The sequence below is a fragment of the Streptomyces sp. NPDC058335 genome (genome assembly GCF_042723915.1).
Classification (GTDB): domain Bacteria; phylum Actinomycetota; class Actinomycetes; order Streptomycetales; family Streptomycetaceae; genus Streptomyces.
The window spans coordinates 176762-201993 of the sequence record NZ_JBHXHX010000009.1 but is presented as its reverse complement, the minus strand read 5'-3'; the positions used below and the strand labels follow the sequence as shown (position 1 = coordinate 201993).

At 74.1% G+C, this 25232-nt stretch carries 17 protein-coding genes, 1 tRNA gene and 1 riboswitch; of the genes, 13 read left to right on the top strand and 5 right to left on the bottom strand.

The genetic code is table 11. The features are described from left to right. Genes ACFWJX_RS19760 through ACFWJX_RS19750 form a run of 3 tightly spaced genes read right to left on the bottom strand, consistent with a single transcriptional unit; the run spans position 1 to position 11611 of the window. The gene (locus tag ACFWJX_RS19760) at positions 1 to 318 is read right to left on the bottom strand and encodes an acyl carrier protein (protein WP_383244545.1); all 318 of its coding nucleotides are present in this window, start codon (positions 316 to 318) and stop codon (positions 1 to 3) included. Beyond that, complete coding sequence (locus ACFWJX_RS19755) at positions 315 to 4724, bottom strand: beta-ketoacyl synthase N-terminal-like domain-containing protein (protein ID WP_383245026.1); 4410 nt, start codon at positions 4722 to 4724, stop codon at positions 315 to 317. The genes ACFWJX_RS19760 and ACFWJX_RS19755 overlap by 4 nt, the downstream gene beginning before the upstream one ends. Positions 4725 to 4768: 44 nt before the next feature. Beyond that, on the bottom strand, positions 4769 to 11611 hold the full coding sequence (locus ACFWJX_RS19750) for an SDR family oxidoreductase (RefSeq protein ID WP_383244542.1): 6843 nt from the start codon (positions 11609 to 11611) through the stop codon (positions 4769 to 4771). A 580-nt stretch (positions 11612 to 12191) separates the two neighbouring features. Here ACFWJX_RS19750 and ACFWJX_RS19745 point away from each other — a divergent pair. Further along, positions 12192 to 12268 (top strand) — tRNA-Pro (locus ACFWJX_RS19745). A gap of 60 nt (positions 12269 to 12328) precedes the next feature. Here the strand turns inward: ACFWJX_RS19745 and ACFWJX_RS19740 are convergent. Further along, positions 12329 to 12988 (bottom strand): TetR family transcriptional regulator, encoded by a 660-nt coding sequence (locus ACFWJX_RS19740; RefSeq protein WP_383244539.1) that lies wholly within the window; start codon positions 12986 to 12988, stop codon positions 12329 to 12331. Positions 12989 to 13045: 57 nt separating this feature from the next. On the opposite strand from ACFWJX_RS19740, the gene ACFWJX_RS19735 reads away from it, so the two are divergent. The 12 genes from ACFWJX_RS19735 (at position 13046) to ACFWJX_RS19680 (ending at position 23908) form a co-directional block, all read left to right on the top strand. After that, positions 13046 to 13732, top strand: coding sequence for a class II aldolase/adducin family protein (locus tag ACFWJX_RS19735; protein ID WP_383244536.1), 687 nt, complete (start codon positions 13046 to 13048; stop codon positions 13730 to 13732). Positions 13733 to 13743: 11 nt separating this feature from the next. Next, positions 13744 to 14673 carry a carbohydrate kinase family protein gene (locus ACFWJX_RS19730; RefSeq protein ID WP_383245023.1) on the top strand — a complete coding sequence of 310 codons (930 nt, stop codon included), beginning with the start codon at positions 13744 to 13746 and terminating at the stop codon, positions 14671 to 14673. A 59-nt stretch (positions 14674 to 14732) separates the two neighbouring features. Then, positions 14733 to 15491: a class I SAM-dependent DNA methyltransferase gene (locus tag ACFWJX_RS19725; RefSeq protein ID WP_383244534.1), complete on the top strand. Its 759-nt coding sequence runs from the start codon at positions 14733 to 14735 to the stop codon at positions 15489 to 15491. Positions 15492 to 15851: 360 nt separating this feature from the next. Continuing rightward, on the top strand, positions 15852 to 16748 hold the full coding sequence (locus ACFWJX_RS19720; RefSeq protein WP_383244531.1) for a glutathione S-transferase C-terminal domain-containing protein: 897 nt from the start codon (positions 15852 to 15854) through the stop codon (positions 16746 to 16748). A gap of 65 nt (positions 16749 to 16813) precedes the next feature. After that, a riboswitch (SAM riboswitch) is annotated at positions 16814 to 16935 on the top strand. Between the two features lie 32 nt (positions 16936 to 16967). After that, positions 16968 to 17117, top strand: a complete 150-nt coding sequence (locus tag ACFWJX_RS19715) for a hypothetical protein (protein WP_158101583.1) — start codon at positions 16968 to 16970, stop codon at positions 17115 to 17117. A 209-nt stretch (positions 17118 to 17326) separates the two neighbouring features. After that, positions 17327 to 18307: an amino acid ABC transporter permease gene (locus ACFWJX_RS19710; RefSeq protein WP_383244528.1), complete on the top strand. Its 981-nt coding sequence runs from the start codon at positions 17327 to 17329 to the stop codon at positions 18305 to 18307. After that, a complete protein-coding gene (locus tag ACFWJX_RS19705; RefSeq protein WP_383244525.1) occupies positions 18304 to 19134 on the top strand; it encodes an amino acid ABC transporter ATP-binding protein in 831 nt (276 codons plus the stop codon). Before ACFWJX_RS19710 ends, ACFWJX_RS19705 begins: the two co-directional genes overlap by 4 nt. A 69-nt stretch (positions 19135 to 19203) precedes the next feature. Then, a complete protein-coding gene (locus ACFWJX_RS19700) occupies positions 19204 to 20229 on the top strand; it encodes an ABC transporter substrate-binding protein (RefSeq protein ID WP_383244522.1) in 1026 nt (341 codons plus the stop codon). Positions 20230 to 20288: 59 nt separating this feature from the next. After that, the gene (locus ACFWJX_RS19695) at positions 20289 to 21038 is read left to right on the top strand and encodes a GNAT family N-acetyltransferase (protein ID WP_383244520.1); all 750 of its coding nucleotides are present in this window, start codon (positions 20289 to 20291) and stop codon (positions 21036 to 21038) included. Beyond that, on the top strand, positions 21038 to 21229 hold the full coding sequence (locus ACFWJX_RS19690) for a putative leader peptide (protein WP_383244517.1): 192 nt from the start codon (positions 21038 to 21040) through the stop codon (positions 21227 to 21229). The genes ACFWJX_RS19695 and ACFWJX_RS19690 overlap by 1 nt, the downstream gene beginning before the upstream one ends. A gap of 78 nt (positions 21230 to 21307) precedes the next feature. Then, the gene (locus tag ACFWJX_RS19685; RefSeq protein WP_383244514.1) at positions 21308 to 22513 is read left to right on the top strand and encodes an LLM class flavin-dependent oxidoreductase; all 1206 of its coding nucleotides are present in this window, start codon (positions 21308 to 21310) and stop codon (positions 22511 to 22513) included. A gap of 18 nt (positions 22514 to 22531) precedes the next feature. After that, positions 22532 to 23908, top strand: a complete 1377-nt coding sequence (locus ACFWJX_RS19680; protein WP_383244512.1) for an NtaA/DmoA family FMN-dependent monooxygenase — start codon at positions 22532 to 22534, stop codon at positions 23906 to 23908. A gap of 150 nt (positions 23909 to 24058) precedes the next feature. Here the strand turns inward: ACFWJX_RS19680 and ACFWJX_RS19675 are convergent, their stop codons facing one another. Then, entirely contained in the window at positions 24059 to 25144 is a 1086-nt protein-coding gene (locus ACFWJX_RS19675; RefSeq protein ID WP_383244510.1) for a M12 family metallopeptidase, read from the bottom strand. Positions 25145 to 25232 lie beyond the last annotated feature (88 nt).

Genomic DNA, 25232 nt, shown 5'->3' with positions numbered 1-25232 from the left:
TCAGCTCGCCTCCGCGGCCTTCAGGCTCGCCACTACGTACTCGACGAGGCGTCCGACGGTCAGCTCGATGATCTCGTCGAACTCCATGCCGGCCAGGAACTCGGCGAAGTTGACCCGGTCGCCGTACCGCTCCTGGAGCAGCCCGGCCAGGGTGACGAGGTCGATGCTCTCCAGTTCCAGGTCGCGGTTGAAGGTGGTGTGCGGGCCGATCGCGATGTCGTCGAGGCCGTACTCGTCCTCCATGAGCCGGGCGAGCAGCTCCGTGAGGTCGGCGAGGACGGTCCGCTCGTCGGCGGTGACGGAAGTGTGGGGGGTCATCGGTCGTACTCCTTCGCTTCGACGGGACCCGTCGTCCAGGCCACGGCATAGGTGCGGTCCGGCAGGTGGGGCGGGTTGGCGGCCGGGGCGCAGTGCACGGTGTACGCGCGTTCCAGACGGCCCGCGACGGTCAGCCGGTCGCCGGCCGGGGTGGCGCCGAGGACGGCGAAGTCCCGTGGCCGCCCGCCGAACCCGGTGCCCTCCGCCTTGGCGACGGCCTCCTTCGCCGCCCAGAAACGGGTGAACCACAGGGCCTCGGACCCGTCGGGCACCAGCGTGCGCAGCAGCCGCAGCTCGTCCGGGCCGAGGGCGGCGGCCAGGGTCTGCGGGGTGCGGTCGGTGACCTCCTCGATGTCGATCCCCGGCCCCGGCCCGGGGGTGTGGGGCCGCACGATCGCGACGCCCGCCTCCGCGCAGTGCGCCAGCGACACGTCCAGCGCCGGCAGGACCCGGCCGTGCACCCCGGTGACGTACGGCCGGCCCGCCTCGTCGTTGTGCACCCGCAGCTCGGCGGGGAAGACCGGCCCCTCACCCTGGTCCCACAGCCACTGCCGTACGGCGTCCTTGACGGCGATCCGGCCCAGCAGCCACTGCCGGCGGCCGCGCGGGGCGTGCTCCGCGTACCGGACGCGTTCCGGCCCGGCCAGCGAGTTGCGCATGATCAGCTCGCGGGACGCCAGGTCGGGCCAGCGTTCGTGGAGCAGCGACCAGCCGCCCGGCCGGGCCTCGGAGAGCGTGTTGCGCTCCGGGAAGCGCTCGACGGGGCGGGTCGTCGGGTCGTTGTCGAAGCGGCGGTCCTGCCAGCCGTACAGCTCCGCCCACACCGTGCCGTCGACCGTCAGCTGGACGTCGGCCTCCAGCAGGGCGTCGGTGAGCGAGGTGATCCGCACCAGGCACGCCACCTCGGTGCCGGGCGCCGGATGCGGCCCGTGGAAGCGCATCTCGCGCATGCCGACCGGGAACACGACGGTCCGGGACGTGCGGGTCGCCATGATCCAGTAGCCGAGGATCTGGCCGACGTTGTCCAGCAGGGCGCCGGGCGCAGGAGGGGTCGTGATCACGCCCCGGACATGCCGGTCGCCGATCGCGGTGAGGTCCGTGACGCCCTGGAAGGCCGGGCCGTGGAACATCCAGCGCTCGTCGTAGAGCTGGGCGGCCGTGTGCTCGGGGACACGTTCGGAGGCGGTGTCGGCCGGCCAGGGGGCCGGCGGGGCAGGGTGCGCGGCGGCGAGTTCGACGGTGGCGCGGGCCCGCGGGCCGAAGGAGACCGCCAGCCGGTCCTGGCCCTCGGGGACCGCCGTGACGGGGACGTCGACGGCGGGGGTGGCGGTGAGCCACTCCTCGAACCGCGCCCCGTGCACGGCGACCGGCACCCGGCCGGGCGCCGCCTCCCGTGCCGTGTCCATGATGTGCTGCACGATCGTCGTCGCCGGGACCACCGGCCACCGGTCGGAGACGTCCGGCCAGCCGGGCCGCTGCGGGAAGAAACAGTGGTCCAGGAGGTACGGCATCGTGTCGGGGGAGACCCGGACGGTCGCGCGGTACGGGGCCGGCGGTGACGGGGAGGCGGGGGTGCGGGCCGGTGCCGTCAGGAGGGCGGCCGCCGTGTCCGCCGTGTCCTGGAGAAGCGCGGACAGCTCGGCGGCGATCGGCGAGCCGGGGACGAGCGCGTCCAGGGCGGGGGTCGTAGGGCTCGTGGCCCTCGGCCTCAAATCGTCCCGCAGAACCGCGAGTTGAGCGGGCGCCAGCGATACCAGCCCGCCGCCCAGCTCCAGGCGCACCGGCTCTCGTCGCGTCCGTACGGTCCCGGCGCGGGCCGCCGGTGTCAGCGCCGGGGCCACTTCGGCGCCCGCCGCCCACAGCGCGGTCGCCACCCGGCGGAGCTGGGCGAGGCCCGTGCGGTGCGGGGAGTTGGCGGCGACGACCAGATGGTCGTGGGCGCCGAGGGTGTCGCCGACGAGGGAGCCGAGCCGGCCCGGTCCGACCTGGACGAACACCCGGTGGCCCGCGGTGTGCAGGGCCTCGGCGAGTTGCCGGAAGCGGACGGGTTCCAGCAGGTGCCGGACGAACAACTCCCGTACCCGCGCCTCGTCCTGGGGGAAGGGCGCGGCGGTCGTCCCCGACCACACGGGGGTGTGCGGGGGGTGCAGCCGCAATCGTGCGGCGGCCTCCTTGATCGGGTCGAGGTGGGGTTCCAGCATCGGTGTGTGGAAGCCGGACCGGAACGGCAGCACCTGGCTCGGCACGCCCTGGGCGCGGAACACCCGCACGAACTCCTCGACCGCCGCGTCCGGCCCGCACACCATCGACTGGCCGGGCGCGTTGTCGTGGGACAGCACCAGGCCCGCCCCGGCCCACTCCTCCGCACCGAGCGCGGCCAGCACCCGCCCGGCGGACGTGCCGATCGCCCCGAAGGCGAGGCCCGGCACGGTGAGGGCGTCCGGGTCGAAGTCCGCCATGAAGGCGTCGACCTCGTCCCCGGAGTACAGCCCGCCCGCGGCCATCGCCGTCCACTCGCCGATGCTGTGTCCGGCGACCGTGTCCGGCACGATCCCGGTACGGCGCAGCGCGGTGTCGAGGAGACGGCCGACGGCGACGACTCCCAGACCGTGCCGGCCGAGGTCGCCGACCCCGTCCCCGGCGACCGCGAGCGCGGGCAGCCCGAAGTGGGCGGCGACATCGTCCACGCGGGGGGCGAAGTCGCCCTCCAGGCCGGGGAAGAGGAACGCCAGCTTTCCGCCGCCCGCCCCAAGGAGCGGGTCCGGCCGGAACCAGACGTCGCTGCGGCCGTGCCAGGCCCGCCCCTTGGCGACCGCGCGCCGGGCGAGGGCGAGGCGTCTCCCGGTCGGGTCGACGATGCCCAGCCGGACCGGCCCGGCCTCCGGATGCGGGCGGGCCGGATCGAGTCCGGCGGCGCGTACGGCGCTGTCGTCGGCGTCGAGCAGGGCGGCGAGGCCCTCGGTCGAGGCGGCGGCCAGCAGGAGCACCGGCTCCGGCTCGGTGACCTGCGGGACGGGAGCGGCTCCGCGGGCACCCGGCGGTTCCTCCAGCACCACGTGCGCGTTGATCCCGCCGAACCCGAACGCGTTGACCGCGGCCCGCCGTACCGGCTGATCCGGGGTGGTCTCCCAGGGGGCGGCCTTCTCCAGGGTGCGGAAGCGGGTGCGGGCCAGCGCCGGGTGCGGGTCGTCGCAGTGCAGGGTGGGCAGCAGCGTCGCGTGGTGGACCGCGAGGGCGGCCTTGACCAGTCCGGCGACCCCGGCGGCCGGCATGGTGTGCCCGATCATCGACTTGACCGAGCCCAGCACGGCCTCGCCGTCACCGGGCCCGAACACCTCGGCCAGCGTCGCCAGTTCGGCCCCGTCACCGGCCGGGGTGGCGGTGCCGTGCGCCTCCAGCAGGCCGATCGAACCGGGCGCCGCCGGATCGATCCCGGCCGCCCGCCACGCCTGCCGTACGGCCTGTGCCTGGCCGCCCGGATCGGGGTTGACGAGCCCGCCCGCCCGGCCGTCGCTCGCCACACCGGTGCCCCGGACGACGGCGTAGACCCGGTCGCCGTCGCGCTCGGCGTCGGCGAGCCGCTTGAGGACGACCACGCCCGTGCCCTCGCCGATCAGGATGCCGTCGGCGTCCCGGTGGAAGGGCCGGATGCGCTGGCTGGGGGAGAGGGCGCGCAGTTGGGAGAACACGCTCCACAGCGTGATGTCGTGGCAGTGGTGGACGCCTCCCGCGAGCATCAGGTCGCAGCGCCCGGTGGCGAGTTCGCCCACCGCCTGGTCGACGGCGACCAGCGAGGAGGCGCAGGCCGCGTCCACCGTGTAGGCGGGGCCGCGCAGATCGAGCCGGTTGGCGACCCGCGAGGCGGCCAGGTTGGGCACCAGGCCGATCGCCGACTCGGGGCTGTCGGAGCCCAGCCGGTCCGTGAACGCCTCCCGCACCCGGTCGAGTTGGCCGGGTGTCAGGTCCGGCAACAACTCGCCCAGGGTGCGGACGAGTTGACCGGCGGTCCGGACCCGCTGGTCGAGCCGGACCAGACCCGGGGTGAGGTAGCCGCCCCGGCCCAGGACGACGCCGACCCGCGCCCGGTCCGGGAGCCGGTCCGTGCCGCCCGCGTCGTCGAGGGCGGCGGCGGCCACGTGCAGCGCGATGAGCTGATCGGGCTCGGTTCCGGCGACCGAGTTCGGCATGATCCCGAACCGGGTGACCTCGACCTGCGCGAGCCCGTCCACGAACCCGCCCCGCCGGGCGTACACCCGGTCCGCGACCGCCGGTTCGGAGGCGGTGCCGGGGTGGTAGTAGTCCGCGTCCCAGCGTCCGTCCGGCACCTCCCCGACGGCGTCCACGCCGTCCCGCAGGTTCCGCCAGTACGTGTCCAGGTCGGGCGCACCCGGCAGCAGCACCGCCATGCCGACGATCGCCACCGGCACTTGACGAGGTGTCACGGCCCCGGTCACCAGCCCGAGGCGGTGTGGACGACGGCCGTCGCGGACTCCTCGCCCCAGGCCAGCTCCCGCAGCAGCGCCGCGGTGCCCTCCTCGGGGTCGATCAGCCGGATGCCGCGCCGGGCGTACTCGCGCGCCAGCTCCGCCCCCACCATGCCGGTGTGCCCGGCCGCGGGCGCCCACGGACCCCAGTGCACGGTCAGCGCGCGACGGCCGGTGCGGGCGGCGAAGGCGGCGCCGAGGGACTCCAGGGCGTCGTTGGCCGCCGCGTAGTCGACCTGGCCCCGGTTGCCGAGGACGGCTGAGATGCTGCCGAACAGCACCGTGAACGCGGGCGCGGCGGGCAGTTCCTCCAGCGCCGTGAGCAGCGCCTGGGCGCCGGTGGCCTTCGTGCCGTAGACCCGCTGGAAGGACTCGGCGGTCTTCTCCGCGATGAGCCGGTCCTCGATCACCCCGGCCGCGTGGACCACGCCGTCGAGGCGGCCGTGCTCGGCGTGGATCTCCTTCACGGCCTGACGTACGGCGTCCGGCTCGCGGAAGTCGACCGAGCGGTAGTGGGCCCGGCTGCCGAGCGCCGCGAGTTCCTCCAGCGTCGCCCTGATCTCCCGCTGGGCCAGCAGGAGTCCGGCGGCCCGGTTGATCTCGGCCGGCTTCGCCCCGCCGCGCGCGGCGAGCGCGGCGCGCAGTTCCGCCGGGGTGCGGGCGGCCGCGGTGTCCGCGTCCTCCGGACCGTCCGGCGCGGGGGTGCGGCCGAGCAGTTCCAGGCGGCAGCGGGCGGCGCCGGCGAGCGCGGCGGCGAACTGCGCGGTGATGCCCCGCGCCCCGCCCGCCAGCACCACCACCGAGTCCCGGTCCAGGCCCAGCGCGGCAGCCTCGGCCGCGCCGGCCCCGGCCGGTCCGGCACCCGTGCCGCCGAGCGCGCCGAGCGGCGCCTCCACCAGCTCGAACCCGTACCGGCCGGCATCCGCCCGCACGACGACCGGCGTACGGTCCGGGGCGGCGGCCTCCCCGGCCACGGCGTCCGCGACGGCGGCGGGCGAGACATCGGCGAGGTCGACGACCCGTGCCACCGTCCCCGGGTACTCGCGGGCCACGGTGCGGAAGAAGCCGCGCAGCCCCGCAGACCGTGCGCCGCCGCCGGACGGCCGGACGGCCAGCAGCCACCGCGGCCCGCGCGCCAGGGCGGCCTTCAGCACCGGGAACGCGTCCGGCAGCACGGGCGTGCCGTCGTCCGCGAGCGCCCCGAGGTACAGCACCCCGTCCACCGGCCCGTCCCCGTCGCCCAGCACGTGGTCCCGGCCGCGTACGGCGACCTCGGCGCCCAACGCCTCGACGCGGGACGCCACTTCGGGCGCGTCACCGAGCAGGATCCAGCGGGTGCCGGGGAACAGGGCGGCGGGGTCGGCGCCGCCGGGGCCGTCGAGGAGCACCGGGCGCAGGACGTGCCGCCGGGGCGGCTCACCGGTCACCGCCTCCGAGCCGGGCGACTCAACGGGCGTCGACTCGACCGGTGCCGAGGCCACCTCCGGTGCCGCAGGTGCCCCCAGCCGGGCCGTGAGCCAGCCGGTCACCGCCGCCGCCGTACGCGCCTTCGCCAGCTCCTCCAGCTCCGCGTCGTCCATCGAGGTGAGGTCCGCGCCGCCGCCCGCGCCCAGCCGCCTGGCCAGCTCACCGGCGATCTCGGCCCGCTTGATGGAGTCGATGCTGAGGTCGGCCTCCAGATCGAGATCGGGTTCGATCATGTCGACGGGGTAGCCGGTGCGTTCGCTGATGATCTCCAGGACCAGCTGCCGCACGTCGACGGGCCCGGTGGCCTCCGGCACGGGCTCCGGGTCCGGCGGCGGTGCCGCGACGGGTGTTCCGGGCGCCTGCGGCACGGCCTCGACCGCGGGGAGCGGCGCCTGCGCGAGGACGGGACCGGCGACCGGCGTACCGGGGCTGCCGCCGAAGTAGGTGAGCAGCACGTCCCGTTGGGCGGCGATCATCTCCCGGCTGGTGCGCAGGAACTCGGAGACGAGCGCGTCCCGGTCGGAGGGGACGCCGTGCGGGGGGGTGGTCGTCACAGTCGTCTCCAGGGTGTCCACGACACGTCGGGCCGGTGCGAGCGCACCAGGGAGGAGGGCGCCGGCGGCGGTGCGGACGAGCTGCCCGTCCACCGTCCAGCCCGGGACCTCGGGAGCGGGGGTGCGGACCGCGTCGACGGCGTCCCGGCCGCGCAGCAGCCGTCCGGTGCGCACCGGCACCCCCGCGACGGCGAGCCGGGCGAGGGCGTCGAGCCAGTCGCGCAGGCCGCCGCCGGGGCGGGGCTCGCACGCGACGGTGGTGTGCGGGCGCTCGCCGAGGATCTGTCCGACCAGCCGGGTCAGCACCGACCCGGGACCGGCCTCGACGAAGACGCGCGCGCCCGCCTCGTACATCGCCTCGATCTGCTCGGTGAAGGAGACCGGGGCGCCGATCTGCGCGGCGAGTTCGGCCCGGACCGCGCCCGCGTCGGCGGCGTAGGGCGCGGCGGTGCGGTTGGACCACACCGGGAACTCCGGCGCGTGCACCGGGTGGACCGCGAGCGCTTCGGCGAAGCGGTCGCCGGCCCGGGCGACCAGCGGGCTGTGGAAGGCGCACGCCACGGGGATCCGCTGGGCCCGCAGACCGGCCTCGCGCAGCAGCCGTACGGCCTCGGCGACCGCGTCCGTCGGACCGGAGACCACCGTCTGGCGGGGGGAGTTGCGGTTGGCGACGACCACGGTGTCGGGTGCGCCCGCCGCCTTGAGGGCCTGCTCGACCTCCTCGGCACCGGCGGTGACCGCGGCCATGGTCCCCGGGTCCTCCCCGCCGGCCCCGAGGATCGCCGCCGCCCGCTCGGTGCTCAGCTCCAGCAGCGTTTCGGGGGCGAGGGCACCGGCGGCGCAGAGGGCGACCAGCTCGCCGTAGCTGTGCCCGGCGGCCATGTCCGGCTCCACGCCGGCGGCCGTGAGCAGGGCGTGCGCGGCGAGCCCGGCGATGCCGAGGGCCGGCTGCGCCACCCGGGTGTCGGTGAGCGCGGCCCGCTGCCGGTCCCGGGCGGCCTCGTCGAACGCGGCCGGTGGATACAGCGCGCCCGCGTGGGCCCGCCCCAGCTCCAGGTAGGGGCGCAACTCCGGGAAGGCGACGAAGAGTTCGGCGAGCATGCCGGGGCGCTGGCTGCCCTGCCCGGGGAAGAGGAAGGCGACCTTGCCGCCCCCGGCGGGCTCGGCGCCGGCCCGGTGGATCCCGCGGTCGGGGGCGGCGCCGGCCGGGCCGTCGAGGACGGTCCGCAGCTTTCGGGTCAGGTCGTCCACGTCGCTCGCCACGACCGCGAACCGCACCGGGTCCGTGCTCGCGTCCGACCGCCGCGCCGCTCCGAGCGCGAGGTCGCGCAGCCGCCACGGGCGGCCGTCGGTCCCGGCGACCCGGAGGAGGTCCTCGACGGCGCGACGGGCCGACTTCTCGTCCCGGCCGCGGAACACGAACAGTTCGGCCGGCCAGGCGTCCAGCCCTCGCGCCGGCGCCACCCCGTCCGGGTGGGCGCCCAGTACCACATGGAAGTTGGTGCCGCCGAAGCCGAACGCGCTGACCCCGGCGAGGCGTTCACCGGCGGGCGCGGCCCACGGCCGGGCCTCGGTGTGGAAGGCGAACGGGCTGCTGTCCGCGTCCCAGGCCGCGTTGGGCACCTCGACGTGCAGCGTCGGCGGCCGTACGCCCGTGTACAGCGCGAGCGCCGTCTTGATCAGGCCGGCCAGCCCTGCGGCGCACTTGGTGTGTCCGATCTGCGACTTGACCGAGCCGATCACACAGCCGCCCGCCTCGGCGCCCGCCTCGCCGAACACCTCGCCCAGGATGGCGAGTTCGGTGCGGTCGCCGACCACCGTGCCGGTGCCGTGCGCCTCGACGAGGCCGACCTGGGCCGGGGAGACCCCCGCGTTGCGGTAGGCGCGTTCCAGCGCGGACCGCTGGCCCTCGGGGCGGGGCGCGGTCAGCCCGAGGGAGCGGCCGTCGCTGGAGGAGCCGAGGCCCTTGATCACGCCGTAGATCCGGTCGCCGTCGCGTTCGGCGTCCGCGAGCCGCTTGAGGACCACGCAGGCCACGCCCTCGCCGAGGGCGATGCCGTCGGCCGAGCCGTCGAAGGCGCGGGAGCGTCCGGTGGGGGACAGGGCGTGCACGGAGGAGAAGAGGACGTAGTCGTTGATGCCGTTGTGCAGGTCGGCGCCGCCGCACAGCACGACGTCGCTGGTGCCGCCGAGGAGTTCCTTGCAGGCGACGTCGACCGCGGCCAGGGAGGAGGCGCAGGCGGCGTCGACGGTGTAGTTGGCGCCGCCGAGGTCGAGACGGTTGGCGATCCGGCCCGAGATGACGTTGGCGAGCATGCCGGGGAACGAGTCCTCGGTGAGCTGCGGGAGCTGCTCGTCGAGACCCTGCGGCACCTTCCCGTAGTAGGAGGGCAGGACGGCCCGCAGGGTGGCCGCGTTGGAGAGGTCGCTGCCGGCCTCCGCGCCGAACACCACCGAGGTGCGCGAGCGGTCGAACTCCCGCCCCCCGTCGCCGTATCCGGCGTCCTCCAGGGCCCGTCGGGCGGCCTCCAGGGACAGCAGCTGCACCGGCTCGATGTGGCCGAGGGAGGCGGGCGGGATGCCGTAGCGCAGCGGGTCGAAGGGGATCGGCGGCAGGAAGCCGCCCCACTTCGACGGGGTGGACCCGCCGTGGTGCACGGCCGGGTCCCAGCGGTCGGCCGGGACCTCGCCGACCGCGTCCACGCCGCCGACCACGTTGGCCCAGAAGGTGGGCAGGTCGGGTGCCTGCGGGAACATGCAGGCCATGCCGACGACGGCGATGTCGAGCGGTGCGGGCGCCTCCGGGCGCGGCACCTCCTCGACGCCGAGTTCGGCGGCCCGGCGGGACAGGAACGCGGCCGCTCCCGCCGTCACGGACGTGTGCAGCGCGGCGACCGTCGTGGTCGCCGACCGCAGCACGGCCACCTCGCCGGCCATGAACATCCCCTCGGCGAGCTGCCGTCGCTCGTCGACGGGCGTGAGCGTGCCGTCCGCCTCCCGGGTCGTGCCCTTGCTGGCGAGGCGCAGCCGGCCGACGTTGAGCCGCTCCAGCTCCTCCCAGATCCGCCGGTCGGGGACGCCCTCGGCGCGCAGCCGGGCCTCCTCCTCGCGGTAGCCGACGGCGAACGGGCTGGGCACGCAGCGGGTGGCGTGCCCCGGCGCCGACTCCAGCAGGGTGGTGCGGTCGGCGTCGAGCACCTGCCGCTGGAACAGCGGCCGGATCGCGCCGTGCGCCACAGCCTCCTCGGTGAACAGGTACGCCGTCCCCATCAGGACGCCGACGGCCGCCCCGCGCGCGGTCAGCGGCGCGGCGAGCGCGGCCACCATCGCGGCCGACCGCTCGTCGTGCACGCCGCCCGCGAAGAACACCTCGACGTCCCCGGCGTCACCGCCGTCGTCCAGGTAGTCCTCGAGCACGGCCAGTTGGGCCTCCCACAGCGGGAAGCTCGCACGCGGTCCGACGTGCCCGCCGCACTCCGAGCCCTCGAACACGAACCGGCGCGCACCCGCCTGGAGGAACTGCCGCAGCAGCCCCGGCGACGGCACGTGCAGAAACGTCCGGATCCCGTCCCGCTCCAGCGCCTGCGCCTGCGCGGGCCGCCCGCCCGCGATGACGGCGTGCGTCGGCCGCAGCTCCCGTACGGCCTCCCACTGCGCGGCCCGTACGTCCTCGGGTGCGAAGCCGAGCACACCGACCCCCCAGGGCCGGCCGTTCACCGCGTCGCGTGTGCCGGCCAGCATCTCCCGCGTCCGCTCACCGTCCGCCAGCGCCAGGGCGAGGAACGGCAGCGCCCCGTCCGCGGCGACCGCCGCCGCGAACGCGGCCCCGTCGCTGACCCGCGTCATCGGACCCTGCGCGACCGGCAGCCGGGTGCCCAGCGCCCGGCTCATCGGCGACCCGTCCGCCAGCGCCCGTACGGTCCCGTCGTCCCCCACGGCATCGCGCACCGCGTCCCGCACCGCCCGCACCGTCCGCCGTACGTCCCCCCAGCGGTCGGCGAACCGGGCGGCGAGGAAGCCGTCCTGCCCCACCGGCAGCAGCTGGGTGCGGGGGTCCCGCGCGCCGAGCAGCGCCGCGACCTCCTCCGGTCCGGCGTCCTCGGGAAGGCGCGGGGCGTCGGGGCCCCGGCGCAGCAGCACCCGGTGACCGGCCACGACGACGGTCTCCGAGCCGTCCAGGGGGCGCAGCGCGGCGGCCGCCGCCTCGGGCAGCGCGGACTCGGCCAGCAGCGCGAGCTGTGCGTCGAGGACGACCCCGGCAGCCCCGCCGGCCACCGCGGCGGCGGCCGTGCGCGGGCCGATGCCCCCGCAGGCCCACACCGGCACGCCCAACTCGGTCGCCGACAACAGTTGTTGGAGCAGGACGAAGGTGCCCAGGGCGCCGGTCCGGCCGCCGCACTCGCTGCCCCGCGCGATGAGGCCGTGCGCCCCGGCGCGGACGGCCTCCCGCGCGCCCGGCAGATCGGTGACCTCGACGAGGACGCGGTGCCGCGCCGTGAGGCCGGTGGGCGGCCGGGGCGCGTCGGCGGCCAGGACCACCGTGTGGGGGCCGTCGGCTCCGAGGTCGGCGGCGGACAGGGGGCAGCGCGGGCCGACCCTGACCCCGAAGCCGCCCGGCGCCGAGCGCCGCAATCGGGCCAGCGCCTCACGCGATCTTCGGCCGCCGTCCCCGAGATCGAGGACGCCGAGGCCGCCGGCACCGGCGACCGCGAGGGTGAGCCCGGCGTCGGGCTCGCCGAAAGGGGTGATGCCGATGATCATGTCCTCGGAGCGCACAGTGGACGTCATTGATTCTCCGAATCAAGGGTGAAACTGCACGGTGGGGGGTTCGGGACAGCAAAGGCGTGCACCGGGGTTCCGGCGGGAAAGGATCACCGCGGAAGGCCCAGGAAATCGCTTGTTCGAAGCGCGTTGAAGGTAGTGCGGTTATTACTCGCCAGTCAACGTTTGAACGACCGCTCGGTTTCCCGCCGTATTGATTCGGTCACCTTCGGAGAAAAGGCCACGGCGTAGGAAAACGGATCTATTGGTTTTCTCGCTGATCCGGTTCATCCGGTCCACACATTGTTGAAACGCGCACGACCGACGGAAATGGGTTCCTTTGGAGCGCATGTCCGAAACGGGGGTCGGAAGGTCCGGCCGCATGTGGCCCCCGGGGAAAATCTGCATGTCGCGCCCGAGTGACCGGGAAGGGCCCCAGTGCTTCCCCAGTGCATCCCCGGTGCCGCCTCCGCCTCCCCGCCGGTCCGCGACGGCCGCCCCGCCGGCCCGTCCGGCGCGGGGGCCCGCAGGGCCGCGACCGTGGCACCTGTACGCGTACGGTAGGGTTTACCTGCGCGTTCCCACGGTTCACCGGCGCGGGACGCGACGGGACGTGGCGCAGCTTGGTAGCGCACTTGACTGGGGGTCAAGGGGTCGCAGGTTCAAATCCTGTCGTCCCGACCAGCGTGAGGTGGTCGGAGGCCGCCTCCTCGGACGAGGAGGCGGCCTCCGCCGTGTCCGGACTCAGTTCCCGCCGTCGTGTGACGGGTACCGCGCCACGACCGCCCCCAGATACCCCCGCAGCATCACCTTCGCCTCCTCCAGCAGCGCCGCGTCCCCCGCCGGGTCCCGTCGGAACGCCTCCTGGGCCAGGGCGTCCGCCGCCAGGACCGCCGCGTGGCCGGCGCGGGCCAGCGCCTCGTCGTCCTCCGCCATGTCCAGGGCGAGCAGGACGCGGCGGATGCCGTCGGCCATCCGGCGTTTGTGCTCGCGGTCGGCGGCCCGGGTCCGCTCGGTCAGCCCGCTGCCGAACCACAGGGCGCGGAAGCCGTGTTCGGTGCGGTAGATGCCGGCGAACGCGTCGAGCAGCGCGCCCACGGGGTCCCCCCACCGCTCGGCCGCGGCAGCCCGCACCAGGTCGTCCATGACGGCCTCGATGCGCGCGAAGTACCCCGCCGCCAGAGCGTCGATGAGCGCGTCGCGGTCGGGCAGGTACTGGTAGAGCGAGCCGACCGAGACCTCCGCCTCGGCCGCCACCCGGGTCGTCGTGAGCGCCTCGACCCCCTCCGCGACCAGGACGCGTTCGGCAGCCCGGAGCACCAGCGCCAGCCGGGCCCGGCTGCGTGCCTGCCGGGGGGTGCGGCGCAGCGGGACGGCGCCCTGATCCGCGTGTGCCGGGCTCAAGAACTGCCTCCGAACATGAAGGTGACTTTGTTTCACGTTTACGCTACCGTCGCGGCCATGACCGACTCAAGCTCCGCGCTGGGTCAGGAGCGGGCCGCCGTCGCCGGCGCCTGCCGGCGCCTGGCAGCCGAAGGCCTCCTCATCGGCACGGCAGGGAACGTGAGTGCGCGCGCGGGCGACCGGGTCGCCGTCACGGCGACCGGAGCGGTCCTCGCCCGGATCACCGCCGACGAGGTGACCGTCGTCGACCTGGACGGCAAGGTCGTGGCCGGCACCCTGCGGCCCACCTCCGAACTGGAACTCCACCTCGGCGTCTACCGCCGCTACGGCACCGCAGCGGTCGTCCACACCCACGCCCCGATGGCCACCGCCGTTTCCTGCGTTCTCGACGAACTTCCGTGCGTCCACTACCAGTTGCTCGCCCTGGGCGGCACGGTCCGGGTCGCGCCGTACGCCACCTTCGGCACCCCCGAACTCGCCGCCTCGGTGCTCGACGCGCTGGACGGACGCGGCGCCGCCCTGATGGCGAACCACGGCGCGGTCACCCACGCCCCGACCCTCGACCAGGCCGTCGAGCACGCCCTGCTGCTCGAATGGGCCTGCGGCGTCTACCAGCACGCCGCCGCCATGGGACGGCCCCGCGTCCTCGACGAACGACAGCAACTCGCCGTGATCGAGGCGGCGTCGGCCCGTGACTACGGCACCACCCGGCCCGTACCGCCCGTGCAGGAGGGAAACCGATGAGCCTCGCCCCGATGAACGTCGTCACGATGGGCGTGCACGTCCTGGACGTGCTGGTACGGCCCGTGGAGGCCATACCCGAGGGGCAGGGCGCGACCCTGGTCGAGGACATCAGGATGACCGCCGCGGGGACGGCCGGCGGCACCGCACTCACCCTCGCCAGACTGGGCGCGTCGGTCCGCAGCGCGGGCGCCATCGGCACCGACCCCACCGGAGACATGCTCGTCCAGCTCCTCCGACGGGCCGGTGTCGACACCGAGTTCCTCGTCCGCCGCACCGGCACCGCCACCTCCGCGAGCGTCCTGCCGATCCGCCCCAACGGCGACCGGCCCTCCCTGCACCTGCTCGGCGCGAACATCACCTACGGCCTCGACGACGTGCCCTGGGACGCCGTCGCCGCCGCCACCCACCTGCACCTCGGCGGCCCCGAACTGATCGGCGTCGACGTCGCCGCGCGCATCCTGTCGTACGCCAAGGAGCACGGCACCGTCACCTCCGTGGACCTCCTCGCCCCCGGTGTGCTGGGCAGCTTCGACCAGATCGAGGCGGCCCTGCCCCACATCGACCATCTGCTGCCCAACGAGGACCAGGTGCTCGGTTTCTCCGGTGAGCCGGACCTGGCGGCGGGCGTACGGAAACTGCGCGGCGCCGGGGTGGGCGTGGTCGCGGTGACCCGCGGCGGGGACGGCGCCCTCGTGGTGAGCGCCGACGGGAGCGAGACGGTCCCCGCCTTCGCGGTCGACGTCGTGGACACCACCGGGTGCGGCGACGCGTTCTCGGCCGGCTATCTGCGGGGTGTCGCCCTCGGGCGCGCACCGGCGGAGGCCGCCGTCCTGGGCTGCGCCGCGGCGGCTCTGGTCGCCCAGGGACTCGGCAGCGACCACGGGGACTTCGACCTCGCCGCCGCCGAGGAGTTCGCGGAGAGCGGCAAGAGGCGCGCGTGAGGCCCGTGGGGCGACAAATGGTTGGACAACTCCCCGACGTCTGACCATCGTTGAGGCGCATGGATCAGCAGCAGATCTGGGACGCCGACATCGCCCAGCGCTACGACACTCCCGGCACCGGCATGTTCGCGCCCGAGGTACTCGGGCCGACCGTCGACCGGCTCGCCGAACTCGCCGACGGCGGAAAGGCATTGGAGTTCGCCGTCGGGACCGGCCGCGTGGCGGTCCCACTCGCCGCGCGGGGCGTGCCCGTCACCGGTGTCGAGCTGTCCCGCCCGATGCTCGACCGACTGCGCACCAAGGCCGACGAGACGGCGATCCCGGTGGTCGTCGGAGACATGGCGACGACGCGCGCACCGGGGGAGTACACGCTCGTCTACCTCGTCTACAACACGATCGCCAACCTGCTCACCCAGGCCGACCAGGTCGCGTGCTTCCACAACGCCGCCCGCCACCTCGGACCCGGCGGCCGGTTCGTCATCGAGCTGTGGGTGCCCGACCTGCGCCGTCTCCCTCCGGGGCAGGAGGCGACCGTCTGGCACTCCGAACCCGGTTACATCGGCCTGGACACCTACGACGTCCTGCGCCAGCACGTCGTCTCGCACCACTTCAGGTTCGACGAGAGTGGCCGGCAGGCCCGGCTGGACCGCACCCCGCACCGCTACATCTGGCCCGCCGAACTCGACCTGATGGCCCAACTGGCCGGCTTCCGGCCGGAGTCCCGGCACGCCGACTGGACCGGCTCCGAGTTCACCGCCGAGTCGCGGTCCCATGTGTCGGTGTACCGGCTGCCGGACCCCGGCACCCGCACCCCCTGACTCACCTGGTGGACGCCCTCTTGACGGCGGCCGGGGGCGGATCGACACTCGGACCGGTAATCCTAGTGAACAGGTAGGGAATCGCATGGGGTGTGAGACGGTCGCCCGCCGAGTGAGCCGCACGGCGTGGTCGTCACCCCTTCTCACCTCCCGCCGTCACATCGACCTGCTGCGCGTCTGCAGCGCGATGCCCCAGGGCTGAACCGGCCCCGCCTCCCTGCGCCGAGCCCTCTCGACGGTGTCCCCGCTCCCACCCCACCGGCGCGCGGGACCCTGGCCGCGTCCTCCCGTCCGGCCCCTCCCGTCCGACGTCGCATCCGCCGCGCGTCCGTCCACGCGCACGCCCCCCCGTGGAGAGTCATGTCCGCCACACCGCTCGCCGCCCACCCGTCCGCCCGCCCGGCCCCCGCCTTCCGGGGCCGCATCGGCCGCGACGCCCGCAGCGGCCACTACGCCGTGCCGCGCCGCTACCGGCTCCACCTGTCACCGGCCGACCCCGACGGTCTGCGCATCGCCGTCACCCACAGCCTGCTCGGCCTGGACCGCGCCTGTCCCGTCACCTTCCTGCCCGCCGTCCCGGACTGTCCGGACGGCGGCCACTCCGCGCTGCGCCCCCTGTACGAGGCCAGCGCCCACCACTACACCGGACCCGCCCTCGCGCCGGTGCTCAGCGACGACTGGTCCGGACGGATCGTCTCCACCCACGGCCCCGACATCGCCCGCGACCTCGCCCGGCACTTCGGCGGCGGCCGGACCTCGCTGTACCCGTGCGGCAGGGAGTCGGAGATCGAGGCCGTCGAGCGGATGTGCGCCCAGGGCATCGAGGAAGCCGCGCAGCGTGCCGGAGCGGCCGGCGCCGAGGAGTCCGGGCGCACCGCGGCTCTCGACACGCTGCTCGGCACGCTCGGCGTCCTCGACCAAGGGCTCGGCGCACAGCCCTTCCTGATCGGCGATCGCATCACGGCCGCCGACGTCGAGTTGTGGGCCGCGCTGGTCCAGCTCGACACCGTGCACCGGCATCACCTCGACGTGGACGCCGTACGCCGCATCGCCGGACACCCCGCCCTGTGGGCGTACGCCCGACGGCTGGCCGCCCACCCTGCCTTCGGCGCCCATCTCGACCTCGACGGCGTCAACCGCCGCCACCACGCCCGCTGTCAGGGCCTGGAGGCCGCCGGCTCCGCCGTCCAGATCCTGGACTGGGCGACCCACTCGACCCCCCGAACAGGCACAGACACGCAGGCCGGGCGGGTCTGACCCGGTCCACCACCTGGACGGCGTTGACATTCGTTCGGGCAACTGTCTTACTTACGGCCCAGAACGGTCATGAGCGTCAGCGACAAGCCCTGGCTCGCTGACCGGCAACCCTCGCTCGGCGGTGGGGTGCCCCAGGTGACGACCGGACCGGATGACGTTTTCGTGGACGCTTCGGTAAGCGCGAGGGCCCCACGGGGCCGGACAGAGACGGTGACGGACATGTACGCAGATCTCAGGACGGCGGCCCGCCGCCCCCGGGGCTGCGTACGGCCGTACCTCGACATCCTCGTCGCCGACCGCGCCGTCGATCTCCTGCGCGTGAGCAGCGCACTGTGTACCGCACCGGGCCGTGCCCGCTGTCGGGGCTGAACCCCTCACACCCTTCGCCCCGACACCGCGTTCCTGACGAACACCGCCCGAGCGGTGTGCCATTGTCCGCCCCACCCCGGTTCCCCGTACGCATCCGTGCGCCGTGCGCGCCGGCCCGTCACGGCGCGGTCCCCGCCGCCCTGCCGCGCCGCCGCAGCCACCCACGCCTGCCGTGATCCGGGGTGCCCCGACTCCCGCCGGAGCCCCTCATGAGTGAACCCCCAGGCGCCACGACCCTCGCCGAGGCGCCACCCGCCGACCCCCCGCCGCCGCAGAAACTCACCGCGCAGCGCGTCCAGCCGCTGCGCCGGCCCGGACGGTGGATCGCCACCGCGGTCGTACTGGTCCTGGCCGCCCAGTTCGTGCACGGCCTGGTGACCAACCCCTTCTACCAGTGGGACCGCTTCGGCTACTGGTTCCTGCGGCCGACGATCCTCGACGGGCTGCTGATCACCCTGGAAGTGACCGCCTGGAGCGCGGTGCTGGGCCTGCTCGGCGGCATCCTGCTCGCCCTGGCCCGGCTCTCCAGGAGCCCGGTGCTGCGCGCCGCGAGCTGGACCTACGTCTGGGCGCTGCGCTCCGTCCCGCTGATCGTCGTGCTGCTGTTCCTCTACAACTTCAGCGCCCTGTACAAGACGTTGAGCGTCGGCGTCCCCTTCGGGCCCGCCTTCTTCACCTTCGACGAGTCCCGGCTCGCCACCGACATGGCGATCGCCGTGATCGGCCTCAGCCTCAACGAGGCCGCGTACGCCGCGGAGGTCGTCCGCGGCGGCATCCTCTCCGTCGACCAGGGCCAGCACGAGGCGGCGTCCGCGCTCGGCCTGCCCAAGGGCTACCAGTTCCGGCGGATCGTCTTCCCGCAGGCCCTGCGGTCCATCACCCCCAACTACGTCAACCAGCTGATCGGCCTGATCAAGAGCACCTCGCTGGTCTTCTACGTGTCGCTGCTCGACCTGTTCGGCACCGCCCAGTCGATGGGGTCCACCTACCCCGGCGACATTGTGCCGCTGCTCCTGGTGGTCACTGTCTGGTACCTGATCCTCACGAGCCTCGTGTCCGTCGTCCAGTTCTACGTCGAGCGGTACTTCGCCCGGGGCGCCACGCGCTCCCTGCCGCCGACCCCGTTGCAGAAGCTGCGCACCGGCCTGCGGGACCTGCGGGAGCGTGCGCGCAGGGAGGCCGCCGTATGACCGCCGAGACCACCGAGACCGTCGTGACCACGAAGGCAGCCGGGACCGTCGTGCCCGCCGAGGTGCGGCCCGCCGCCGTGGAGGTCCACGGCGTGCACAAGTGGTACGGCGCCCACCGGGTGCTGGACGGGGTCGACCTGACCGTGCGCCCCGGTGAGGTCACTGTCATTCTCGGCCCGTCCGGCTCCGGCAAGTCCACCCTGCTGCGGGTCATCAACCACCTGGAGAAGCCCGACATCGGCCACGTCAGCGTCAACGGCGAGCCGATCGGCGTCCGCCGGCACGGCGACCGGCTGCGCGAGCTGAGCGAACGGGCCATCCGGGCCCAGCGCGGCCGCATCGGGTTCGTCTTCCAGAACTTCAACCTCTTCCCGCACCTGACCGTGCTCGACAACGTCGCCGCCGCCCCCGTGGCCACCGGCAGGCTCAACAGGCCCGCCGCCCAGGAACTGGCCCGCGAACTCCTCGACCGCGTCGGCCTCGCCGACAAGGCCGCCGCCTACCCCCGGCAGTTGTCCGGCGGCCAGCAGCAGCGCGTCGCCATCGCCCGCGCCCTCGCCCTGCGCCCCGGCGTCATCCTCTTCGACGAGCCCACCTCCGCCCTCGACCCCGAACTGGTCGGCGAGGTCCTCGCCGTCATCAAGAACCTGGCGACCAGCGGCACCACCCTCGTCATCGTCACCCACGAGGTCGGCTTCGCCCGCGAGGTCGCCGACCGGGTCGTCTTCATCGACGGCGGAAAGATCGTCGAACAGGGTCCGCCCGCCGAGGTCCTGGACAACCCGCGGCACGAACGGACCCGGGACTTCCTCAGCAAGGTCCTCTGACAGCCCCGCGCCGTACCACCTCTCTTCCCTCTCGTCCCAGCCACCAGCCACAAGCCACGAAGGACGGCCATGCCCACCCACTTCACCCGACGCAGCCTGATACGCGGCATCACCGCGGCGACCGCCGTCGCCACCCTGGCCACCGGACTCGCCGCCTGCGGTGGCGACAGCGACGCGGCCACCACGACCGACGCCGCCGCCTCGGGCAGCGTGACCGTCGGCCGGGTCTCCAACGGCGCCGCGAAGGAGACCACCCTCACGGTGTCCGAGGTGAAGTCGATCAGCGCCCGACTGCCCGAGGCCATACGCAAGAGCGGCAAGCTGGTGATCGGCAGCGGCACCCTGCCGTCCGGCTCCCCACCGCTGGGTTACGTGGGCGGCGACCAGAAGACCCTCACCGGCTCCGAGCCGGACCTCGGCCGCCTGGTCGCCGCGGTGCTCGGCCTGAAGCCGGAGATCAAGCGGTTCACCTGGGAGAACCTCTTCGTCGGCATCGACAGCGGAAAGGTCGACGTCGCCCTCACGAACGTCACCGTCACCGAGGAGCGCAAGCGGAAGTACGAGTTCGCCTCGTACCGCAAGGACGACCTGGCCCTGGAGGCGCCCGAGTCGAGCACCTGGACGTTCGACGGCGACTACGAGGTGCTGGCCGGCAAGACCGTCTCGGTCGGCGCGGGCACCAACCAGGAGCGGATCCTGCTGGCGTGGAAGAAGAAGCTGGAGAGCGAGGGCAAGAAGCTCACCGTCAAGTACTTCCAGGACAGCAACAGCACCTATCTGGCTCTGAACAGCGGCAAGATCGACGCCTACTTCGGTCCGAGCCCGAGCCTCTCCTACCACGTCACCCAGTCGGCCGGCACGCCCGACAAGACGCGTATCGCGGGGCAGTTCTCCGGTGCGGGGGAGAGCCTCCAGGGGCTGATCGCGGCGACCGCCAAGAAGGACAGCGGCCTCGCCGAGCCCCTGGCCGCCGCCCTCAACCACCTGATCGACAACGGCCAGTACGCCAAGTGGCTCGCCGCCTGGAACCTGTCCAACGAAGCCGTCGCCAAGTCCGAGGTCAACCCGCCGGGGCTGCCGCTGACCGACTCCTGATCCGGCGTCAGAGGGACGCCGCCGTACACCCGTAGACACCGGAAGGGGACCTCGCCTCCGTGACCCACCATCCGACCCGCCTCCGCGGAGGCGGAGCCCCGACCACCCGCCCGCACCCCCTCGACAACGCCGTCTGGGCGGCCCTCACCGGCCCGCACGCCCATCTCGCCGAACGCGTCGGCCTCGCCGCCCGCTACCCCGCGGACGTCTACGCCTTCGCCGCGCGCGCCGATCCGGCGGACCCGGCGGCCTGGGCCGACCTGCACACCCTCGCCGGACCCGCGACGGCCGTACGCGTCAAGCCCGTCGACGACGTACCCGACGGCTGGGAGGTCCTCGGCAGAGGCGAGGGCGTCCAACTCGTCGCCACCGACGCCTTCCAGGGCGAGCCCGCCCCCGAGGCCGAGCGCCTCGGTCCCGCCGACGTCCCCGAGATCCTGGACCTGGTCGCCCGTACCCGGCCCGGCCCGTTCCTGGAGCGGACCGTCGCCATGGGCGGCTACCTCGGCATCCGGCACGAGGGCCGGCTGATCGCCATGGCCGGGGAACGGCTGCGACTGGTCGGCTGGACCGAGATCAGCGCCGTCTGCACCGCCCCGGGCCACCGCGGCCGGGGCCTGGCCACCCGCCTGATCCGCGCCGTCGCCGCCGGCATCCGCGACCGCGGCGACACCCCGTTCCTGCACGCCGCCGCCGACAACTCCCCGGCGATCCGGCTCTACGAATCCCTCGGCCTCACCCTGCGCCGCCGCTCCGCCATCGTGTCGGTGCGCACGCCGGGAACACCCCGCGAAGACGCGGCGTTGTGATGCACGACGAGATGTACCAGGCGGCGCCGGGGACGGCGGCCGGCCGATCGCGGGGGGCGGAGGTGACGGACGTGCGGGACATGACGGCAGCGCGGCGTACCGGCGCCCCGAACCCGCTCCGTTCGATCCATCTCCATTCCCGGCCGCACATCGACCTTCAGCGCGTGGCCGGCGCCCTCTGTTGCTCCTGACCCCGTTGCCCCGCCCCCGCGCCCGCTGACCACCGGCGGGCCCGGCGCTCTCGTACGGACCTCCAGGAAGGCACCTCCGTGTCCTCGACTCCCGCTGTCCCCTTGCATCTCGCCGTCGCCCTCGACGGCACCGGCTGGCACCCCGCCTCCTGGCGCGAGCCGGTCGCCCGCCCCCGTGAACTGTTCACCGCCGGCTACTGGGCCGACCAGGTGGCCGAGGCCGAGCGCGGCCTGCTCGACTTCGTCACCATCGAGGACGGCCTCGGCCCGCAGTCCTCCCACTTCCTGGACCCGGACGAGCGCACCGACCAGGTCCGCGGCCGGCTCGACGCGGTCCTGATCGCCTCCCGGATCGCCCCGTTGTCCCGCCACATAGGCCTGGTCCCGACCGTGGTGGCCACCCATACGGAGCCGTTCCACATCTCCAAGGCCGTCGCCACCCTCGACCACGTCAGCTCCGGACGGGCGGGCCTGCGCGTCCAGATCACCGCCCGCCCCACCGAGGCCGCCCACTTCGGCCGCCGCACCATCGCCCGCATCGAGGCCTACGACGCCCCGGCCACCCGGGAACTGGTGGCCGACCTCTTCGACGAGGCGGGCGACCACGTCGAGGTCGTGCGCCGGCTCTGGGACAGCTGGGAGGACGACGCGGAGATCCGCGACGTCACCACCGGCCGCTTCATCGACCGCGACAAGCTGCACTACATCGACTTCGAGGGCCGCCACTTCAGCGTCAAGGGCCCCTCCATCACCCCCCGTCCGCCCCAGGGCCAGCCCCTGGTCACCGCCCTCGCGCACGACACCGTCCCCTACCGCCTGGTGGCCCGCGCCGCCGACGTCGGCTACACCACCCCGCACGACACCGGGCAGGCCCGCGCGATCCTCGCCGAGATCCGCGCCGAACAGGACGCGGCGGGCCGTGCCGAGGAGCGGCTGCACGTCTTCGCCGACCTGGTGGTCCTCCTCGACGACGACCCGGCCGAGGCCGCCGCCCGCCGCGACCGCCTCGACACCCTCGCCGGCCAGGAGTACACCAGCGACGCCCGGATCTTCACCGGTACACCGGCCCAACTCGCCGACCTGCTCCAGGAGTTGGCAGAGACCGGCCTGACCGGCTTCCGGCTGCGCCCCGCCGTGGTGGGCCACGACCTGCCGGCGATCACCCGCGGTCTCGTCCCCGAACTCCAGCGCCGCGAAGCCTTCCGCCGCGCCTACGAGGCCGACACCCTGCGCGGGCTGCTCGGCCTGCCCCGCCCCGCCAACCGCTACTCACCCGTCGCCTGAGCCGGAGGGCACCCCGACATGAGCAGGCCCCAGAAGCAGATCCACCTCGCCGCCCACTTCCCCGGCGTCAACAACACCACCGTGTGGAGCGACCCACGCGCCGGCAGCCACATCGAGTTCAGCTCCTTCGCCCACTTCGCCAAGACCGCCGAACGCGCCAAGTTCGACTTCCTGTTCCTCGCCGAAGGACTCCGGCTCCGCGAACAGGGCGGCCGCATCTACGACCTGGACGTCGTCGGCCGCCCCGACACCTTCACCGTCCTCGCCGCACTCGCCGCCGTCACCGACCGGATCGGCCTGACCGGCACCATCAACTCGACCTTCAACGAGCCCTACGAGGTGGCCCGCCAGTTCGCCAGCCTCGACCACCTCTCCGACGGCCGCTCCGCGTGGAACGTCGTCACCTCCTGGGACGCCTTCACCGGCGAGAACTTCCGCCGCGGGGGCTTCCTCCCGCAGGACGAGCGCTACTCCCGCGCCGAGGAGTTCCTCGCCACGGCGAACGAACTCTTCGACTCCTGGCGGGGCGACGAGATCATCGCCGACCAGGCCACCGGCACCTTCCTCGGCGACGCCAAGGCCGGCGCCTTCGTCCACGAGGGCCGGCACTTCGACATCCACGGCCGCTTCAACGTCCCGCGCAGCCCCCAGGGCCGCCCGGTGATCTTCCAGGCCGGCGACTCCGACGAGGGCCGCGAGTTCGCCGCGTCGAGCGCCGACGCCATCTTCAGCCGGTACGCCGCCCTCGACACCGGCCAGGCCTTCTACACGGACGTGAAGTCCCGCCTCGCCAAGTACGGCCGCCGCTCCGACCAGCTGCTCATCCTGCCCGCCGCCAGCTTCGTCCTCGGCGACACCGACGCCGAGGCCGAGGAGATCGCCCACGAGGTCCGCCGCCGGCAGGTCAGCGGCGCCACCGCGATCAAGCACCTGGAGTTCGTCTGGAACCGGGATCTGTCCGGCTACGACCCCGAGGGCCCGCTCCCCGACATCGACCCCGACCCCGGCGAGCACCACATCGCCCGCGGCCGTGCCCAGGTCCGCATGTACCGCGACCCGCTGGCCGTCGCCCGGGAGTGGCGGGAGCTGGCCGCCGCGAACAACTGGTCCATCCGCGACCTGGTCATCGAGACGGGCAACCGGCAGAACTTCATCGGCTCCCCGGCCACCGTCGCCAGGACCATCAACGACTACGTCCAGGCGGACGCCTCCGACGGCTTCATCCTCGTCCCGTACATCACCCCCGGCGGCCTCGACGAGTTCGCCGACAAGGTCGTTCCGCTCCTCCAGGAACAGGGTGTCTTCCGCACGGAGTACGAGGGCTCCACCCTGCGCGACCACCTCGGCCTCGCGCACCCGGACGAGAGGGGCGCGGCGCACCGGGCGGCCTCGTGACGTTCCCCGCGGTGAGTTGACCGGCCACCGTCGTGGCCGCGCCGGAAGCGGCCGGCGCCCGTCTCCCTCCCCCGAAGGTGACGGACGCCGGCCATTTTCCCCCGGCGCCGGAATGTGGTCTGTGTGCGCGTACGGCGCCGGCCCGTGCCGTCACCAGCACATGACGGCGGTCTCTCCCGCACCCCAGCCGGAGTACAGCCGGACCCGGACGAAGTAGCGGCGCCCCTTGACGAGCCGGGCCCTGATCGTGGCGTTGTGCGGAGTGCCCCCGTCGTCCCGGCCGGCCAGGAAGCGGGGCTCCCCGTCCCGTTCCTCGAAGACCACGACCACCGAGTCACCGTCCCCGAAGGTGCCGAAGGCGTACTCGCGGGTCTCCGGCGGCTCGACGGTGAAGTCGGCCTGCTCGCCCGCCGCCAGCGACAGCGGCACCGAACGGAACGGCACCAGGGCGGGCGGCCGCGGCGCACCCGGCGGCGGATACCAGCGGAGCACGAACTCCTTGTCCAGCGGCGACAGCGCACCGGGCGGATGCACACCCCCGCGGAACTGCTCCGGCTCCAGGATCAGCCCCGCCGAGAACGGATACTCCATCACGGACTGCGGGTCCCACACCGAGCCGTTGACCTCCGCCGGGTCCAGCTTGCGCAGGATGTTGAAGAACGTGCGGTCCCGGCTCCAGAAGTTCGGCGGGCCCGCCAGATCGGCGTACACGGCCTCGTCGTCCCAGTGGATGCCGGCGAACGGACTCTGGTGCTCGTGCTGCATACCGAGGGCGTGCCCGATCTCGTGCAGGGCCGTCGCGCGCTCCCCGGGCGCGGTCAGATCCCAGCCGAAGTTCATGGTGCGCTCGTTCAGACCGGCCCGCAGCGCGTCCCGGCCCACCGCCGACCAGGAGCCGTCGCCCTGCTGGAACCCGATGCGCAGCTCGGCCTCCGACCGGTCGTCGACCTCGACGAACGACACCCCGATGCCGAGATCCCGCCACTCGCGGAACGCATCGCGCACCACGTCCTGCTGAATCTTGTCCCCGGCCCACGACACCCACCGGGTCCCCCCGGAGCCCGGCACCGGGATGACCGACCCGTCGGTCTCGCCGCCGAGGAAGCAGTAGTGCAGCACGGTGCCGTTGACCCACATCCGGCGTCCGCTCATGAGCGCGCCGAGCCGCTCGGCGGCCAGCCCCGGAGCGAACGCGAGGGCCGGCTGCTGCGCGAGCGAGCAGTAACGGGCGGTCATGGGCTCCAGGTTGCCCCGCAACGCCATCCGGGGCCTGAGTCGGGGGCTACTCAAGTCGCCCTGTATCAGGCATGAGTATGCGGACTCC